Annotated in this window: 18 protein-coding genes; 6 read left to right on the top strand and 12 right to left on the bottom strand. The window is 57.8% G+C overall.

All coding sequences use genetic code 11. The features are described from left to right. The first annotated feature begins 85 nt into the window (after positions 1-85). Positions 86-1,000 (top strand): BKACE family enzyme, encoded by a 915-nt coding sequence (locus PFY00_RS18860; RefSeq protein WP_271434156.1) that lies wholly within the window; start codon positions 86-88, stop codon positions 998-1,000. A 17-nt stretch (positions 1,001-1,017) separates the two neighbouring features. Here PFY00_RS18860 and PFY00_RS18855 read toward each other — a convergent pair whose 3' ends face one another. The 5 genes from PFY00_RS18855 to bhcA all read right to left on the bottom strand — a co-directional run bounded on the left by PFY00_RS18855 (position 1,018) and on the right by bhcA (position 6,209). After that, positions 1,018-1,488: a hypothetical protein gene (locus tag PFY00_RS18855; RefSeq protein ID WP_271434155.1), complete on the bottom strand. Its 471-nt coding sequence runs from the start codon at positions 1,486-1,488 to the stop codon at positions 1,018-1,020. 135 nt (positions 1,489-1,623) lie between these two features. Further along, positions 1,624-2,625, bottom strand: coding sequence for an iminosuccinate reductase BhcD (gene bhcD, locus PFY00_RS18850; protein ID WP_271434154.1), 1,002 nt, complete (start codon positions 2,623-2,625; stop codon positions 1,624-1,626). Positions 2,626-2,737: 112 nt separating this feature from the next. Beyond that, a complete protein-coding gene (bhcC, locus tag PFY00_RS18845) occupies positions 2,738-3,901 on the bottom strand; it encodes a 3-hydroxy-D-aspartate aldolase BhcC (protein WP_271434153.1) in 1,164 nt (387 codons plus the stop codon). Positions 3,902-4,050: 149 nt separating this feature from the next. Further along, positions 4,051-5,022, bottom strand: a complete 972-nt coding sequence (gene bhcB / locus PFY00_RS18840; RefSeq protein WP_271434152.1) for a beta-hydroxyaspartate dehydratase BhcB — start codon at positions 5,020-5,022, stop codon at positions 4,051-4,053. Then, positions 5,019-6,209, bottom strand: coding sequence for an L-aspartate--glyoxylate aminotransferase BhcA (gene bhcA / locus PFY00_RS18835; RefSeq protein ID WP_271434151.1), 1,191 nt, complete (start codon positions 6,207-6,209; stop codon positions 5,019-5,021). The genes bhcB and bhcA overlap by 4 nt, the downstream gene beginning before the upstream one ends. A 159-nt stretch (positions 6,210-6,368) precedes the next feature. Between bhcA and bhcR the strand changes: the two genes are divergently transcribed. Beyond that, positions 6,369-7,223, top strand: a complete 855-nt coding sequence (bhcR, locus tag PFY00_RS18830; RefSeq protein WP_271434150.1) for an HTH-type transcriptional regulator BhcR — start codon at positions 6,369-6,371, stop codon at positions 7,221-7,223. 6 nt (positions 7,224-7,229) lie between these two features. Here the strand turns inward: bhcR and metF are convergent, their stop codons facing one another. After that, positions 7,230-8,093, bottom strand: coding sequence for a methylenetetrahydrofolate reductase [NAD(P)H] (metF, locus tag PFY00_RS18825; RefSeq protein WP_271434149.1), 864 nt, complete (start codon positions 8,091-8,093; stop codon positions 7,230-7,232). Between the two features lie 87 nt (positions 8,094-8,180). Between metF and PFY00_RS18820 the strand changes: the two genes are divergently transcribed. Continuing rightward, a complete protein-coding gene (locus PFY00_RS18820; RefSeq protein ID WP_271434148.1) occupies positions 8,181-9,086 on the top strand; it encodes a LysR family transcriptional regulator in 906 nt (301 codons plus the stop codon). A 43-nt stretch (positions 9,087-9,129) separates the two neighbouring features. Here PFY00_RS18820 and PFY00_RS18815 read toward each other — a convergent pair whose 3' ends face one another. Then, a complete protein-coding gene (locus PFY00_RS18815) occupies positions 9,130-9,336 on the bottom strand; it encodes a cold-shock protein (protein WP_271434147.1) in 207 nt (68 codons plus the stop codon). A gap of 230 nt (positions 9,337-9,566) precedes the next feature. Here PFY00_RS18815 and PFY00_RS18810 point away from each other — a divergent pair, with 230 nt between their 5' ends. Together PFY00_RS18810 and PFY00_RS18805 are read left to right on the top strand one after the other, a co-directional pair. After that, positions 9,567-9,884 (top strand): arsenate reductase family protein, encoded by a 318-nt coding sequence (locus PFY00_RS18810; protein WP_271434146.1) that lies wholly within the window; start codon positions 9,567-9,569, stop codon positions 9,882-9,884. After that, positions 9,884-10,252 (top strand): hypothetical protein, encoded by a 369-nt coding sequence (locus tag PFY00_RS18805; RefSeq protein WP_271434145.1) that lies wholly within the window; start codon positions 9,884-9,886, stop codon positions 10,250-10,252. The genes PFY00_RS18810 and PFY00_RS18805 overlap by 1 nt, the downstream gene beginning before the upstream one ends. Before the next feature lie 6 nt (positions 10,253-10,258). Here the strand turns inward: PFY00_RS18805 and PFY00_RS18800 are convergent, their stop codons facing one another. The 5 genes from PFY00_RS18800 to thrS all read right to left on the bottom strand — a co-directional run bounded on the left by PFY00_RS18800 (position 10,259) and on the right by thrS (position 14,977). Further along, a complete protein-coding gene (locus PFY00_RS18800) occupies positions 10,259-10,828 on the bottom strand; it encodes a DoxX family protein (protein WP_271434144.1) in 570 nt (189 codons plus the stop codon). Between the two features lie 9 nt (positions 10,829-10,837). Further along, on the bottom strand, positions 10,838-11,581 hold the full coding sequence (locus PFY00_RS18795) for an HvfC/BufC N-terminal domain-containing protein (protein WP_271434143.1): 744 nt from the start codon (positions 11,579-11,581) through the stop codon (positions 10,838-10,840). After that, complete coding sequence (gene bufB, locus PFY00_RS18790; RefSeq protein WP_271434142.1) at positions 11,581-12,429, bottom strand: MNIO family bufferin maturase; 849 nt, start codon at positions 12,427-12,429, stop codon at positions 11,581-11,583. The genes PFY00_RS18795 and bufB overlap by 1 nt, the downstream gene beginning before the upstream one ends. Before the next feature lie 60 nt (positions 12,430-12,489). Next, positions 12,490-12,780 carry a BufA1 family periplasmic bufferin-type metallophore gene (locus PFY00_RS18785; RefSeq protein WP_271434141.1) on the bottom strand — a complete coding sequence of 97 codons (291 nt, stop codon included), beginning with the start codon at positions 12,778-12,780 and terminating at the stop codon, positions 12,490-12,492. 250 nt (positions 12,781-13,030) lie between these two features. Continuing rightward, positions 13,031-14,977 carry a threonine--tRNA ligase gene (gene thrS / locus PFY00_RS18780; RefSeq protein WP_271434140.1) on the bottom strand — a complete coding sequence of 649 codons (1,947 nt, stop codon included), beginning with the start codon at positions 14,975-14,977 and terminating at the stop codon, positions 13,031-13,033. Positions 14,978-15,434: 457 nt separating this feature from the next. Between thrS and PFY00_RS18775 the strand changes: the two genes are divergently transcribed. Next, a complete protein-coding gene (locus PFY00_RS18775) occupies positions 15,435-16,175 on the top strand; it encodes an alpha/beta hydrolase (protein ID WP_271434139.1) in 741 nt (246 codons plus the stop codon). Positions 16,176-16,234: the final 59 nt, after the last annotated feature.

Genomic DNA, 16,234 nt, shown 5'->3' with positions numbered 1-16,234 from the left:
TCCCATACTGGCGCGGTGAAACTTGCGGCGTCTGTTTTGGCTGCCCGATCAATGCGTATTTTGAAAAAGAAGAAGGACCAATGTCATGCCTTTGACCATGAACCGTGAGGTTTTCATCACCTGTGCTGTGACAGGGTCTGGTGGCACGCAGGATCGCAGCCCGCATGTGCCACGAAGCCCCAAGCAGATTGCCGACAGTGCGATCGCAGCTGCCAAGGCCGGTGCTGCCGTCGTGCACTGCCATGTTCGTGACCCTGAGAGTGGCACGCCATCGCGGGATCTGGCCTATTATCGCGAGGTCACGGATCGCATTCGTGATGCGGATGTGGACGTGGTTTTGAACCTGACGGCTGGCATGGGCGGCGACATTGTTTTTGGCCCGACCTCTAAGCCTTTGCCGGTACAGGCAGGCACTGACATGATTGGCGCCGAAGAACGGGTTGCTCATATTGCGGAATGTCTGCCGGAGATTTGCACACTGGATTGCGGAACCATGAATTTCGCTGAGGCGGACTATGTCATGACCAATACGCCGGGCATGTTGCGGGCCATGGGGGCAATGATGACCGAGATGGGCGTGAAGCCCGAGATCGAGGCTTTTGATACCGGTCATTTGTGGTTTGCCAAGGAACTGGTTCGCGAAGGCATTCTGGAAGGGCCCGCTCTTGTGCAGCTTTGCATGGGGGTGCCCTGGGGCGCACCGGATGATCTGAATACCTTCATGGCCATGGTCAACAATGTGCCAGACGATTGGACCTTTTCGGCCTTTGCGCTGGGCCGCAATCAAATGGCCTATGTTGCGGCGGCCATTTTGGCCGGGGGCAACGTGCGGGTTGGCCTGGAAGACAATCTTTGGCTGGACAAAGGCGTTCTGGCAACCAATGCGCAACTTGTGGAGCGTGCAGTGGGCGTGATTGAGGGCATGGGGGCCAAGGTCGTCGGGCCTCAGGCCGTGCGCGAAAAGCTGGGGTTGGTCAAACGGGCGCCACGCGGTGCCTGATGGCCGGGGTGCCGGCGTTATCCGGCAGCCAGCGCGGTCGTGTCTGGCTGACCTGAGACGCCGGCCTTGGCCTTTGCGCGCATATGAAGCGCAAAGGCGATAACCCAAGCCAGACCGGCCAGAAGAAGTGTTGGAGCGGACGACAGGATCGCCATGTTCCGCGTGAGTTCCGTGCCGAGACCGAGACCGGCAACGGCTGTCCAGCTTGGCAAGACCATGAGAAATGGCAGCGCGGCTAAGGGAACAATCAGGCTGAAAAATTCGCCCTCCCGGGCTTTGGGGGTGAGGCGCTCTGCCTTGATGGGCGGGATCGCAATCGCGATCGCAATGGCAAGCGCCAGCAAATTGCCAAGGACCGGAAGGATCAGATCAATACCTGACGCGTTCTGTGTGTTCAGAGTCGCAAAGAACAGAACTGAAAACGCGGCGGCATATGCACCGACTGTTCGCAGCAGGAAGATGTAAAGACCTACGATCCGTTCGCTCATTTTTTCACTCTCCGTCCAGCCATTGTTAATCTTGGTTAACAACCACTGGACGAAGAATGTGTGCATTTAGAGGCGCAAGCGTGGCGAGCATTAGCAGGTGAAAAGATTGCTTTCTATCAATCTGTGGGAGAAAGCCTAGAAATTCACCTGAGTTGCAACCCCGCGTTCGAGGGCGAGCTCCACCACTTTTGACGCAACGGCAAGGTCCTGAAGACCCACGCCGGTACCATCAAAGAGCGTGATTTCCTGATCATTTTGCCTGCCGGGATGCGCACCATTGATGACTGCGCCAATCTCAGTGATGTCGGTTTCATTGATCAAACCCGAAGCAATGGCGTGCTGCGCTTCGCCGATAGTGATGCTTTGCGCAATTTCATCGGTAAAGACCGTGGCCTTGGCCAAAAGGGCCGGGTCGACCTCTTGCTTGCCCTTGGTGTCCGTACCCATGCAGGCAATATGTGTGCCGGGTTTTGCCCAATCTGCCATAAGCCCGGCCTGATGTGACGAAGTGATCGAGATGATGACATCAGATTGGGCTCCCAATTCCTCAAGCGACACCTGCTCGAACGGGAGCCCCAGATCACGGGCGGTTTCTTCCAGACGGCCAATCATTTCCGGGTGGAAGTTCCAGCCAACGACCTTTTCGAAATCGCGTTGGGTTGCTGCTGCGCGCATTTGAAACGCGGACTGATGGCCCGCGCCGATCATGCCAAGCACTTTCGCGTCCTTGCGGGCGAGGTGATTGATGGAAACAGCCGACGCCGCAGCAGTCCTGAGCGCTGTTAGAAGATTGCCGCCGACCAGCGCCTTGACCCGGCCGGTGTCGGCATCGAACAGGACAACGGTGGACTGATGATTGGTCAGTCCGCGGTTTTCGTTTCCGGGCCAATATCCGCCCGACTTGAGCCCCAGTGATAGCCCGTCCTTATCAAAGCCGGATTTGAAACCGTACAGCGCGTCGGCGTGACCGATTGCCTCCCGGATCACCGGGAAATTATAGGCCGCACCGCTGTTCATGGCTGCAAAAGTTGCCTCGACGGCGTCATAGGCATCTTGTGGCGTCATCAGGCCGGCGATTTCGGCCTCTGGTACGATTGTGACCAGGTTCGCTTCGAGTTTGGGGGCTCCGTCGGCCATAACTTATCCTTTTCCGGGGCAAGAACCCCTGAGTGCATTGCGTTGTTTGGCGGATTGCGCCGGCCTTGAGGGCGGCGTTCGGCCCCGCACCGCAGTGCGGAGCCAGATCGGGTCAGTAGGCCTTGCCGCGTGCCGAGACGGGCCACAGGCTTTCAACCTTGCCGTTGCGCAGGCCGACATACCAATCGTGCACGTTGCAGGTTGGATCGCAGTGACCGGGCACGAGGCGCAGCTTGTCATTCACCTTCAGCACAGCATCTGCGTCCGCGACCACGCCATGTTCGTCCGAGCATTTGACGTAGGCCACATCATCGCGGCCAAAGACGGTCGGCAGACCGCTATCGATCGATTGCGCCTTGAGGCCAGCATCGACAATCGCCTTGTCGGCTTTGGCGTGGCTCATGACGGATGTCAGAATGAACAAAGCGTTTTCCCATTCGCCTTGGTCAATGCGTTTGCCATCCTTGTCGAGAATGCGGCCATAGTCGGCATCCATGAATGCGTAAGACCCACACTGCAATTCATTGTAAACACCTGAATTGCTTTCGAAATAGTAGGATCCTGTTCCGCCGCCACCAACGATGTCGCAGTCCAGTCCTTCGGCTTTCAAGCCGTCCACTGCGTCACGGACCATGGCAATGGCGACGTCGACCTTGGATTTGCGGTCTTCATAGCTGTCCATATGCTGCATCGCGCCCTGATAGGCCTGAATGCCTGCGAACTTCAGTCCTTCGGCGGCATCAACGGCTTTGGCAATCTCGATAACCGCGGGCGTCGTTGTCACGCCGCAGCGCCCCGCACCGCAATCAATCTCGACGAGACATTCGATTTGTGTGCCATGGCGTTGGGCGGCCTGAGACAGATCCGCAATGTTCTCAATGTCATCCACGCAGCAGATCGTGCGCGCACCCAGCTTTGGCATCCGCGCCAGCCTGTCGATTTTGGCGGGTTCGCGAACCTGGTTCGACACCAGAACATCCTTGATGCCACCACGGGCAAATACTTCGGCTTCGGACACCTTTTGACAGCAGACACCGCAGGCGCCGCCCAATTCGACCTGCAGTTTTGCAACATCGACTGACTTGTGCATTTTGCCGTGTACGCGGTGGCGCATACCGTGGGCTTTGGCATAGTCGCCCATCTTTTTCACGTTCCGTTCAAGTGCATCCAGATCCAGCACGAGGCACGGTGTCTGAACATCGGCTTCGTCCATGCCGGGCAGTGCCGGAATGTCATAGCCCACTTCAAATTCGTCCAGATTGGTTGTGTCTTTCATTGCATCTCTCCGAATGGTCTTTTGATGTTGGATGCAGCGCATCCGTAGGTTTCTAATTAGAGCATGGCGTTTCCGATAGGAAACTCAGTGGGCAAAAAAACGCGTTGGGATTATGCCCGGGTTTGGGGTTTGGTCAAATCCACCTTCAATCAGCCGCGCCCAATCCAAGGCAGGGCATCGAGATCGACGTTGCCGCCGGTGATGATGACGCCAACCCGTTTCCCGCGAAAGATTTCGGGGTTCTTTAGGATGGTCGCCAGCGGTGGGGCACATGAAGCCTCCATCACGATTTTCATGCGTTTCCACGTCAGTTTCATTGCATCGATGATTTCGTCTTCTGACGCGGTCAGAATGTCCGTCACGTAGTTGCTGACAAAGTGCCAGGTGTTTTCCTTAAGTGGCACTTTCAAACCATCAGCAATCGTAACGGGCGCATCGTCGGCAATGATATGGCCCGCTTTGAAGCTTCGATAAGCGTCGTCAGCCTGTTCAGGCTCGGCGGCGTAGATTTCGACCTCGGGGGCAAGGGTGGACAGTGTCAAACAGGTCCCCGACACCATGCCGCCGCCGCCGATGGGTGCGATGACCGCATCCAGTCCGTCTGCCTGTTCCATGAGTTCTTTTGAACAGGTGCCCTGACCTGCAATGACCCGTGGATCGTTATAGGGGTGCACAAATTCAGCGCCTGTTCGTTCCTGAACCTCGGCAAACACGGCCTCGCGGCTGGTTGTTGACGGCTCGCATTCCGTAATGATGCCACCGTATCCGCGCACCGCATCCTTTTTGGCCTGCGGGGCCGTGCGGGGCATGACCACATTGCATGGAATCCCGCGACGACCGGCAGCATAGCTGAGCGAAAGGGCATGGTTGCCCGAGCTGTGGGTGGCAACACCGCGTTGCGCCAGCGCGTCAGGCAGGCCAAAGACCGCGTTCGATGCACCACGGACCTTGAAAGCACCGGCCTTTTGAAAATTCTCGCATTTGAAGAACAGTTCTGCGCCCGTCAGCTCGTTCAGAAACGACGAGGTCAGAACCGGGGTGCGGTGGATGTACGGTTTGATCCGTTCATGCGCCGCCAGCATGTCCTCATAGGTCGGGATATGAGTTGTCACGTCTTTCATTGTGCTGCCATCCTTTGTGCTTGGCCGCCGTGCCGATAAACGTTCTGGGCTGCGGCCACGCCTGAGCCGAGGCTGATTTCCAGCCCAAGATCCGTCATGACCATTTCAGCGGTGGCAATGCCAGATAGGGCCATGGCGTCGGTCAAAAGCCCCAGATGCCCGATGCGGAATACTTTTCCGGCCACATCGCCGAGGCCGCCGCCAAAGGCCATGTTGTAATGCTTGGCCGCATGCACCGGGATCAGGCTCGCGTCGAAACCGTCCGGCGTGCAGATTGCGGTCACGCTGTTCGAATAGAGCTCGGGGCGCTTGGCACAGGGCGAAAAGCCCCAGGCCGAAACTGCCGCTCTGACACCATCGGCAATTCGGGCATGGCGTGCGAATACAGCATCGAGGCCCTCATCCAGGATCATGCGGGTTGCCTCGTGAAGGCCGTTCATCAAGCCGACAGAAGGCGTGTAAGGATAGGCATCGGCGGCATAGCCAGCGCGCATGTCATCGATGGACCAGAAGGTGCGCGGTAGGGTGGCCGCTTTGGAGGCGGCGATTGCCTTTTCACTAAAGCCGACGATGGCAAGACCGGCGGACAGCATAAAGCCCTTCTGGCTGCCCGTGACAGCGACATCGATCCCCCATTCGTCAAATTCGAAGGGCATTGAGCCGATTGAACTGACACCGTCGACCAGCAACAGCGCCGAGTGTCCGGCGCGGTCCATGGCTTTGCGCAGGCCGGGCACGTCCGATACAACGCCGGTCGCGGTTTCGTTGTGCGTCGCCAGAACGGCCTTGATGGTTCCGTTGGTGTCATCGCGCAGGATCTGTTCAAACTGATCGACCGGCAGACCTTCGCCCCAAGCCACGTCAATCTGCTGAACGGTCAGGCCAAAGCGCTGGCACATGTCGATCCATTTGTGGCTAAACATTCCGTTGCGCGCCGCAAGAACGGTATCGCCGGGGTTCAGAGTGTTGGTCAGCGCTGCTTCCCAGCCACCCGTGCCTGACGCAGGAAAGATAAACGTCTCGCCTTTGGTCTGGCGCAGCACCTTGCGAACACCATCCAACGCGCCATGCAGGATCGGTCCGAATACCGGCGAACGGTGATCGACTGTTGGCATGTCACAGGCCTTGCGAAGCGACTCTGGGATGTTGGTCGGGCCTGGAATGAAAACCGGGTTCTGCATGTTCATGATAAATCTCCTCTTCCGGGATTGGTTATAGAAAGCGCCCCCGTTGAGGTCTATTTTTCTGAAATCATTTTTCAAAAACGTAGTGGGCTGGAAAAAATGAATTGATTCAGTGGCTTGAATTTTCCACTCTGTGAAAGAGTTTTTCGAAAGGCGAATCTGATGGCCGAAGAATCCAACAAGAATACCGCCACGCGGGCACGCGGGCGGCCGCGTGGCTGGGCGGACAATCTCGAACAGAACCGGATCAAATCGCTGGATCGTGCGATGGAGGTCTTGGAAACGCTGGGTAGACGGGGGGGCTCGACCCTTTCTGATCTGGCCGAAGCCTGCGGCCAGCCGGCCTCGTCAGTCTATCGTGTGCTTGTTACGCTTGAGGCGCGCGGCATCGTTGATTTCGACCCCGGGCCACAATTGTGGGAGATCGGGGCAGGGGCCTTTCAGATCGGATCACATTTTCTGCGTCGGACGTCGCTGGTTGAACGCGCCCGACCGGCGCTGCGCAGTTTGATGGAGCAAACGGGCGAGACCGCCAATTTGGGCATCGCCCGAGACGGGCAGGTTTTGTTCATGTCTCAGGTTGAAAGCCATGCGAATATCCGCGCGTTCTTTCCGCCGGGCACATTATCTCCGATGCACAGCTCTGGCATTGGCAAGGCGTTGCTGGCTCAGATGACGGATGAGCAGGTGCAAAATGTCGTTTCGGCACATGGATTGGAACGGTTCACCCGCTTCACACTGGCGAACCCGGCCACTCTGGTTGCGGATTTGGCTCTGACACGGTCGCGCGGCTATGCTTTGGACAACGAAGAAAAGAACCTCGGGATGCGCTGCGTGGCAGCGCCGATCTTTGACATGCACGGCGAAGCGGTCGCCGGTTTGTCCATCTCAGGCCCATCGGCCCGATTGCCCGACGATCAGCTGCCTGAGTTGGGCCGGTACGTGGCTGCAGCCGCGCGTGAAGTGACGGAAGGCATCGGTGGGCAACCGCGCGCTGCGCCACAAGATCCTGCGTGATCACCGTCAGGCGACGTTTTCCAGTTTGACCTCAGGTGCCACGCCAAGCGCGAAACAAACGTCTCGTGTCAGCTCTGGACGGTTCAGCGTATAGAAGTGCAGCTTGTCTACACCGCCTTCCAACAAGTCGCTGCACAATTCGGTACAGATCGCTGTGGCCAGCAGATCTTCGCGGCCATCGCGTTTGGCCGTTACAAAGGCGTCTTCGACCCACGCGGGAATGTGGGTGCCGCAGCGCTGCGCGAACCGTCGGGCGCCATCCCAGTTCTCGATGGGCAAAATGCCGGGGACAATCGGTTTGTCGATCCCGGCCTTCTGGCACGCGTCGCGAAAGCGGAAAAAGCTGTCCGCTTCAAAAAAGAATTGGGTCAGGGCTTCGTCAGCGCCTGCATCCAGCTTGCGCTTGAGCCATTCGATGTCAGCCTGAGCATTGGCGGCTTCGGGGTGTGTGTCAGGATAGGCGCCAACTCGGATCGAAAAGTCGCCGGTGTCGCGCAAGGCCTCGATCAACTCGACAGAACTGCCGAACCCGTCCGGAAATGGCTCAAAGCTTTGTGCCCCCTTCGGAGGATCGCCGCGCAGCGCGACGATATCCTGAACACCGGCCTCGGCAAAACCGCGCGCGATTTCCAATGTCTCGGCCTTGGTTGCCTCAACACAGGTTAGGTGCGCTGCGGTGCGAAGGCCGGAGTGTTTGTGAAGCGTTGCCACAACATCCCGCGTCAGATCGCGGGTTGTGCCGCCTGCGCCGTAGGTCACCGAAACAAAGCGCGGTGATAACGGAGCAAGCACCTGTACCGTGTCCCACAGCCGGAATGTGCCCTCGACATTGCGAGGCGGAAAGAATTCGAAGGATATTTCAGGCTGCATAAACGGGGTCCTTTCTCGTTAGGCCCTTGTTGCACGCGCAGCATTGTGAGACAATTTCATAAATCTCATAGTTAACATGAGCCGCATATGCATATCGAGTTTCGCCACCTGCGCACCATCCGAGCCATTCATGAAGCTGGCGGCGTTGCCCGTGCAGCAGAGCAGCTGAACATCACGCAATCTGCCCTGAGCCATCAGATCAAGGGGTTGGAGGATCAGGCCGGGGTCGAGCTGTTTGTGCGCCGGTCCAAACCGATGCGGCTGTCTGCTGCTGGAAAACGCCTTCTGCGGTTGGCCGAACAGGTGCTGCCACAGATCGAAGCGCTGCAAGAGGAATTTGCCGGACTGCGCAGCGGGAAATCCGGGCGGCTTCATATCGCCATTGAATGCCACGCCTGTTTCGAATGGCTTTTTCCGGTGCTCGAGAGCTTTCGCAAAGACTGGCCGGATGTGGATGTCGACATCAGGCCGGGCCTCGCCTTTGATGCGTTGCCTGCCTTGCTCAAGGAAGAGGTGGATGTGGTGATTTCATCCGATCCAGAGGACATAGCGGGCGTAACGTTTACGCCGCTGTTTGATTACAGCCCCGTTTTTGTCGCGGCGGCCAATCACCCGCTGGCGTCCAAGCCTTTCGTCGAAGCCGAAGATTTCCGGGGTCAAACGCTGATCACCTATCCGGTCGAACGCTCTCGGCTGGATATCTTCAGCCAGTTGCTCAGCCCTGCCAAGGTCGAGCCTGCAGCCATCCGCCAGGTTGAGCTGACGGCCGTGATCCTGCTGCTCGTGGCGTCGAACAGGGGGGTGTCTGTGCTGCCGGACTGGGTGGTTCGTGAGGTGAAATACAGTTCTGATTACGTGACACGGCCGTTGACCGAGGAGGGCATAACCAGACGTCTTTATGCCGCAACACGCACAGAAGACTTGGACAAGCCCTACATGAACAGACTTGTTGATCTTGCCGGCACGGAGGCACGGCGTTTGCAGGAGGCCTAAGGGCGAAGGTCGGACGGCCCGGTATACCCGGGCCGAGCGTTTATCACAGTGCCTGGATGTTTGCTGCCATGCTGCGGCCGTCACGGCCTTCTTCGATGTCGAAGCTGACTTTCTGATTGTCTGCCAGACCCGTCAAACCCGAGCGTTCGACTGCCGAAATATGAACAAAAACATCTTTGCCGCCTTCATCAGGCGCGATAAAGCCGTAGCCTTTCGTGGTGTTGAACCACTTCACGGTGCCGTTTGGCATAGTTCCCGTGCTCCCTTTTTCAGTCTGCGTTTCAGGCCTGCAACGCACAGGCCGTCCCCGACACAATCGCCTTTCAGGGAGGAACTTAGGGGTGTACTCCGGGCCGTTCCGTGACTGATCGTCGCGTGTCACATGAATAAACATCGTGCGGCGGGGAGAAAAAGCAAGCAAATCTCCCTCGAAATTCGTGTCGCGCGCGATTATTTGATCGTAGTGATGAAGGAGACAGCATGATCCTCTATGGACTGAAAAACTGCGATACCTGCCGCAAAGCATTGAAAGCATTGCCCAATGCGGAGCTGGTAGATGTGCGCGATCCCGGCGTTCCGGCAGCGGTGCTTGCAACTGCCTTTGATACCTTCGGTGACAAATTGCTGAATACTCGCTCGACCACGTGGCGGGGTTTGAGCGAAACAGAACGGGCGGACGCGCCTTTGGCGTTGATTTCCGCGCACCCGGCGTTGATGAAAAGACCATTGATCGTAGACGGAGACACAATGGTGCTGGGCTGGGATGCCGCTGCACAACAAAAGATGGGAGTAGCCTGATGCGCAACGCAGCATTGACCCTTGGAATTATCGCGGGCGTTTTCGGAATGCTGGTTGGCTTTTTTGGCTTTGGCTATACCGAGCTGGCGCGCAACTACTCTGAAGTCGAACAGATGTTCGGCATGTTCGACAACCCGGGTCTGGTCCGGGCCATGTCCATTCTGTCACCGCTGCTGGCCATTGCAGGCGGGGCCATGTCAAAGGCCCGCGCGTTGTGGGGCGGCATTCTGCTGTTGGTCTCGGCGGCAGGGATGTATTTTGCCTTCGGCTTCAACGTCTTCACGATGTTCCCGATTGCCTTTGCCGGTCTTGCAGGCGTTCTGGCCTTGGCCGCGGGTAAACCGGATGAGCCTAAGGCGCATTTCTGAACCGGCTCAGGCCAGCGCCGTGTCCGTGCGGCGGGCGCTGAGCAAGCGATCCAGAGAAAGGGCGCCCGCGCCCTTGATCACCAAGGTAACCAGCACAAGCATCCAGAACGCGCGCTGATCGAGGATTGGTGCGTCTGGGATCCGGTCGAACCAAGCGCCAAGCGTTTCCGCGTGTTCAATGCCGCCATGGCCATAAAGATCGGTCAGGCTTTGGACGACCACGAAGCCAATCATGCCAAGCGCTGCCAGCCGCGTAAACAGGCCCACGACGATCAGAAGTGGCAGGATAAACTCGGCCCAGGTTCCGGCAACAACGACCAGCCAATGGAAGATTGATAGTTGCGACACGTCATAGACGACGGCTTCCATCTGTTTTGGGAAAATCTGCGCATAAGCCCCTGTGGAGGGCTGGAAGATACCGAGCAGCCCATCACCCAGCTTGGTCATGCCCGAGGCCCAGAAGTAGGTCAGCAGGGTCGCGGCAAAAACAAAGCGCGATAGCAGAGGCAAAAGCCCATCACCGAGATGTTCGATTTGTGCAAATAGACGATTGTGCAGCGATATCAGCGTGTTCATGGCGGACTCTTAGAGTTTTAGTTGAGCTATTGCGCCGCTTGAAAGCAGCAATGACAGAGTGTTGGGCAGGTCGAATTCAGGTCCGGCTGCTTCTAGCGCGGCCCCAAAGTTCCCGCCGGACAGGCATGCTTGGACAAAACCGGCCGCAGCAGCATCAAGCGGATGCAAAACCGGATCGAACTCGGGACGTGTAATCAGAACGTTTTCCGGCGCCGCACCGGGCTTGGCCGCACCGGGCTGCGTTGCATATCGATAGATCGACAGCATGGGCCAGCGCGATTTCACCAGCTTGGTCGCCGGCGCCAGCACCAGATACCCTGCCATCAGCGCCCCATCCGACAAGTCTTGGAAAACTGCCGGATCAAATGCTGGACAGTCCGCCGCGTGATAGCTGGCCCGCTGCGCCAGTTCGAGCCGCGCGATATCACCGAGATAAGGAATATGAGCCAGCGGCTCGGCGGCTTCGAGAAAGGCCGGGAACCCTTCGCCATAGTGCATCATCAAGGGTGATGCCGGCGGCGACTGGCGCAGGAAATGCCCGGCCACCATGGCAAAATTCTCTTTACCCAAAAGACTGGCTACTGCCGGAAAACCGGTTTCTAGCGCTTCACGCAGGGACACCGCGACATTGTTGCGGTACACAGCGTACCGGCGTCCAGCCGAACGGCCCTCGTTGTCTTTCAACCCCTCTGGAACGGGTACCCGGGCATCAAGTAGCCCGGCGCGAAATGCGTCTTGGGACACAGTGATCATCACGCATGTACCCGCGCCAGTGCTGCCTCTGCACGCCGGGCTTCGTCGCGCAGAACAGACCAATCAGGGACATCGGTGTCCCATTCAATCAACAATGGTTTGGGGCCGGAACGCTCAAGCACAAGGTCGAGCAGACCCCAGACCGGATCGGCCACCTCGCGACCATGGCTGTCGATCAGCAATGGCATTCCATGGTCGTCTTCGTCTTCGTCGTGCCCTCCAAGGTGCAATTCCCCCACGGCGTCGAGCGGAAAGGCGTCGATATAGGCCTGCGGGGAATAGCCCAGATTGGTGGCGGATACGAAGACGTTGTTCACATCCAGCAAAAGCCCGCAGCCGGTCCGACGGGTCACCTCGGTCAGGAAATCCGTTTCCGCCCAAGTGCTTTCTGCGAAGGCGAGATAGGAAGACGGGTTCTCCAACAGCATGCGGCGGCCAAGTGCTGTTTGCACTTCGTCGATGTGTTCACACACACGCGCCAGTGTCTGATCTGTGTAGGGAAGCGGCAGCAGGTCATTCAGGAAATGGCTGTCGTGCGTGGACCAAGCCAGATGCTCCGAGAAGCTGGCAGGATCCAGCCAGCCCACAAGCTGTTTGAGACGCTCAAGGTGGTCTGGATCAAGGCGGTCTTCACCGCCGATCGACAGACCGACACCGTGCACGGAAATGGGAAATTGTTCGGACAGAGCCCGTAACTGGGCCAGCGGTCGACCGCCATCACCCATGTAGTTTTCAGCATGAACCTCCAGCCATCCCACGGGTGCCGCATTCTCAAGAATGTCGCTGTAGTGCTGGGGCTTGTAACCGACACCGGGCAGCGGGGGCAGGGATTGTGTTTGGTCGAACATGCTTGGTCTTTCGTATGCGGAAAGGGATGGGCCGTTGTGGCCCAACCCTTATCATATGGATCAGCTTTTGGGCAGGTCACGCTCCAGAGCTTCCAGCGAACCCATGCGGCCGTCTGGCAGCTCGATGTCGCCGCATGTACCTGCGTCAACCAGCGTCCAGGCGTTGCCCTGGTAGTCAACGGTGGAGGAACCGGCGCATGTGGTGCCTGGGCCAGCGGCACAGTCGTTCTGGCCTGCCAGCGAAACGCCGAAGCACTTTTCTTTTTCCATGGCAGTTGCGGCTGTGCCGTGTGCGGTGAAGGATGCAGCGACGGCGCCTACGAGAGCAGCTGTTTTCAGGGTCTTGGACATTGGACTTCCTTTCAGTCTTGGGTTGGTCGTGTTTTTGAAACCGGGGCCAAAGCGGTGTGTCGCCTTGGCTCAATCAAAGTGCACTGGACGGCTGACCAAAGGAATTCACGGGCCCGTGCATCACAGGCCTGTGTGCATCTGTGGGCCCTGCGTGAGTGTTTGCAGTTGCAGAAAGCCATAAAAAACAAAGGCATAGAAAAAGGCCCCGAAATATTTCGGGGCCTTTTTCTGTGGTTCCAGCGCTGGAATGTTACAAAAGATCGGGCGGCGTTGCGTCTTTGGCGAGGCTGCTCACGATTTCCGTCAGGCTTGCAACAGAAGTTTGCTTTTCACCCAAGCGGCGCACGGTCACGGTCTTTTCGTCCACTTCGCGATGTCCGACGGCAAGAATCACAGGCACTTTGCCGACGGAATGTTCACGGACCTTGTAGTTGATCTTTTCATTCCGAACGTCCGCCTCGGCGCGCACACCAGCTGCCTGAAGCGCTGAAACGACCTCGGCCACATAGTCATCGGCTTCGGAGGTGATCGACGCGACGACAACCTGACGCGGCGCAAGCCAGAACGGCAGTTTGCCAGCGTGTTCTTCTATCAGGATGCCGATGAAGCGTTCAAAGCTGCCCAGCACCGCACGGTGCAGCATGACCGGACGGTGTTTTTCACCGTCCGAGCCGATGTAGGTTGCATCCAGACGCTCAGGCAGAACAAAGTCCACCTGCAGTGTGCCGCACTGCCAATCACGACCGATGGCATCGGTCAGAACAAATTCCAGCTTGGGGCCATAAAAGGCGCCTTCGCCGGGATTCAGCTCGAACTCGCAACCCGCGGCAGACGTAGCGGCCTTGAGGGCGTCTTCGGATTTGTCCCAGACCTCGTCCGAGCCGGCGCGGGTGTCCGGGCGATCCGAGAACTTGACTTTGAACCCTTGGAAACCGAGGTCGCTGTAGATGCTGGCAAGGAAGTCAATGAAGCGTTTGGTTTCATCTTCGATCTGATCCTCTCTGCAGAAAATATGGGCATCGTCCTGAGTGAAACCCCGAACGCGCATGATGCCGTGCAATGCCCCTGATGGTTCATATCTATTGCACGAACCGAATTCGGCCATACGCAAAGGAAGATCGCGGTAAGATTTTAATCCCTGGTTAAAAATCTGCACGTGACAGGGACAATTCATCGGTTTGAGCGCGTTGATCGCCTTTTCGCGGGCATGTTCCTCGTCCACTTCGACAATGAACATGTTCTCTTGGTACTTTTCCCAGTGGCCTGAGGCTTCCCAGAGTTTGCGATCAACGACTTGCGGTGTGTTCACTTCCACATACCCACCGGCACGTTGCTGGCGACGCATGTAGTCTTGCAGTTGCGTGTAGATGCTCCAGCCGTTCGGATGCCAGAAGATCTGGCCAGGCGCTTCTTCCTGCATGTGGAACAGGTCCATCTCGCGGCCCAGCTTGCGGTGGTCGCGTTTGGCGGCTTCTTCCAGCATGTTCAGATATTTGCGCAGATCTTCCTTGTTGCGGAAGGCTGCGCCGTAGATGCGCTGAAGCATGGCGCGGTTGCTGTCGCCACGCCAGTATGCACCTGCAACGCTCATCAATTTGAACGCATCAGCGGGCACCTGACCGGTGTGCTGCAGATGTGGGCCGCGGCACAGGTCCTGCCAATCGCCATGCCAGTACATGCGCAGCGGCTCATCGCCCGGGATGCTCTCGATCAACTCGACCTTGTAGGGCTCGCCGCGGTCTTCGTAGTACTTGATCGCGACATCACGGTCCCAAACCTCGGTCGTCACAGGCTCGCGCTTGTTGATGATTTCTTTCATCTTTTTCTCGATCGCGCCCAGATCTTCCGGGGTGAACGGTTCGGCCCGATCGAAATCGTAGTACCATCCGTTGTCGATCACGGGGCCAATTGTAACTTTTACGTCCGGCCAGATTTCCTGAACGGCGCGCGCCATGATATGCGCCAGATCGTGGCGCACCAGTTCCAGCGCAGGCGCGTCGTCCTGCATGGTGTTGATGGCGATTTGTGCGTCCGCATCGATGGGCCATTGAAGATCCCAGTGCTGGCCGTCGACCATGGCCGATATGGCTTTCTTGCCGAGAGATTTGGAAATGGAGGCAGCCACTTCGGCAGGGGTCACGCCCTGATCAAAGTCACGTTTAGAGCCATCGGGAAATGTAAGGGAAACTTGGGCCATAAGCCTTGCTCCTCGTCGGTTTGGCGCCCACGGAACGCCCGGTTGCGGGTTGTGATGTGCCTCCTCATGGCCTCAGGGCATGATGGATGTCAAGCGCAGTAGCCGTGCAAGCGCCGCGCAGCTGCCGAACCTGACTTTGCTGCGACAGTTTGGGTTTTGCAGGCCCGCCGGAAAACCGACAGGCCAAAGGGCAATTCACTGTGCCACCGCCCTTGAAAATCGATGGTTTTTGCCGGTTTCAACCCATATTTTAAGCCCGGCAAGAAAGCGCGCACATCCTTCTTGAATGCCAGATTACGCAGCTGTTCCAGGGGATATGCGGGCTTTCAGGTGCCGAATGAATTTTCGTCAAATTAATGGCCGTTGAGATGTGGTTGTCTAGGGAAGCGGCGGCACTCTGCATCTTTTCAATCGGTGGTTTTTCGATATTTTGTCGGTGGTTAGGGAAGGAAAAAACATGTCCGAACTTGCTTATCTGGATGGCCCTCGAGGGGATCGGCTCGCCTATGTTTATACGGCGGGAAAAGCCCCCTGCGTTGTGTTCTTGTCAGGGTACAGATCTGACATGGAGGGGACGAAAGCCGTTCATCTTGAAAGTTGGGCAAAGTCCCGAGGACAGGCTTTTCTGCGTCTGGACTATTCTGGGCACGGGCAATCGGGCGGCGTTTTCGAAGAAGGCTGTATCGGGGATTGGGCAGCTGATGCAGCGGCTGTGATTCGAGCGGTGGCCCCGGGCCCTGTTGTGCTGGTCGGCTCTTCCATGGGGGGCTGGATCGCCAGCATCTTGTCTCAGCGACTGCAGGTTGCGGGTTTCGTGGGTATCGCGGCGGCGCCCGATTTTACCGAAGACGGTTTTTGGGCGGGGTTCGACGAAGAGCAGCGTCGCAAGGTCATTGAGGAGGGCGGCGTAGAGCTGCCGTCCGCCTATGAGGACCCGTATGTCGTGACCAAAAAGCTGATCGAAGATGGCCGGGACAATCTGGTTTTGCGATCTCCGCTGCCGATGACGTGGCCGGTGCGATTGCTTCAGGGCACCGAGGATGAGGCCGTCAGCCGTGAAACGGCCCTACGGTTGCTGGATCACATTGCCGGTGAGGACGTGCGCCTGACGCTGGTGAAAGGGGCTGATCATCGGTTTTCCGATCCCGCCTGCCTGACCATGATCGAAACTGCCATCCAGGAGGTGTCGCCTCTGTGACGCAGCGCTTTGCTTGCCCTGCGCGTCGCTGTGCGTGTACTGGCAGCGATTGATACGGG

The sequence above is a fragment of the Thalassococcus lentus genome, from assembly GCF_028023555.1.
GTDB classification, from domain to species: domain Bacteria; phylum Pseudomonadota; class Alphaproteobacteria; order Rhodobacterales; family Rhodobacteraceae; genus Thalassococcus_A; species Thalassococcus_A lentus.
Note: the sequence above shows the minus strand (reverse complement) of the source record. Positions and strands in the feature narration are given on the sequence as shown.

Coding starts and splice junctions, on each gene's coding strand:
- PFY00_RS18860 (WP_271434156.1), top strand. CDS start 86: ATGCCTTTGACCATGAACCGTGAGGTTTTCATCACCTGTGCTGTGACA.
- PFY00_RS18855 (WP_271434155.1), bottom strand. CDS start 1,488: ATGAGCGAACGGATCGTAGGTCTTTACATCTTCCTGCTGCGAACAGTC.
- bhcD (WP_271434154.1), bottom strand. CDS start 2,625: ATGGCCGACGGAGCCCCCAAACTCGAAGCGAACCTGGTCACAATCGTA.
- bhcC (WP_271434153.1), bottom strand. CDS start 3,901: ATGAAAGACACAACCAATCTGGACGAATTTGAAGTGGGCTATGACATT.
- bhcB (WP_271434152.1), bottom strand. CDS start 5,022: ATGAAAGACGTGACAACTCATATCCCGACCTATGAGGACATGCTGGCG.
- bhcA (WP_271434151.1), bottom strand. CDS start 6,209: ATGAACATGCAGAACCCGGTTTTCATTCCAGGCCCGACCAACATCCCA.
- bhcR (WP_271434150.1), top strand. CDS start 6,369: ATGGCCGAAGAATCCAACAAGAATACCGCCACGCGGGCACGCGGGCGG.
- metF (WP_271434149.1), bottom strand. CDS start 8,093: ATGCAGCCTGAAATATCCTTCGAATTCTTTCCGCCTCGCAATGTCGAG.
- PFY00_RS18820 (WP_271434148.1), top strand. CDS start 8,181: ATGCATATCGAGTTTCGCCACCTGCGCACCATCCGAGCCATTCATGAA.
- PFY00_RS18815 (WP_271434147.1), bottom strand. CDS start 9,336: ATGCCAAACGGCACCGTGAAGTGGTTCAACACCACGAAAGGCTACGGC.
- PFY00_RS18810 (WP_271434146.1), top strand. CDS start 9,567: ATGATCCTCTATGGACTGAAAAACTGCGATACCTGCCGCAAAGCATTG.
- PFY00_RS18805 (WP_271434145.1), top strand. CDS start 9,884: ATGCGCAACGCAGCATTGACCCTTGGAATTATCGCGGGCGTTTTCGGA.
- PFY00_RS18800 (WP_271434144.1), bottom strand. CDS start 10,828: ATGAACACGCTGATATCGCTGCACAATCGTCTATTTGCACAAATCGAA.
- PFY00_RS18795 (WP_271434143.1), bottom strand. CDS start 11,581: ATGATCACTGTGTCCCAAGACGCATTTCGCGCCGGGCTACTTGATGCC.
- bufB (WP_271434142.1), bottom strand. CDS start 12,429: ATGTTCGACCAAACACAATCCCTGCCCCCGCTGCCCGGTGTCGGTTAC.
- PFY00_RS18785 (WP_271434141.1), bottom strand. CDS start 12,780: ATGTCCAAGACCCTGAAAACAGCTGCTCTCGTAGGCGCCGTCGCTGCA.
- thrS (WP_271434140.1), bottom strand. CDS start 14,977: ATGGCCCAAGTTTCCCTTACATTTCCCGATGGCTCTAAACGTGACTTT.
- PFY00_RS18775 (WP_271434139.1), top strand. CDS start 15,435: ATGTCCGAACTTGCTTATCTGGATGGCCCTCGAGGGGATCGGCTCGCC.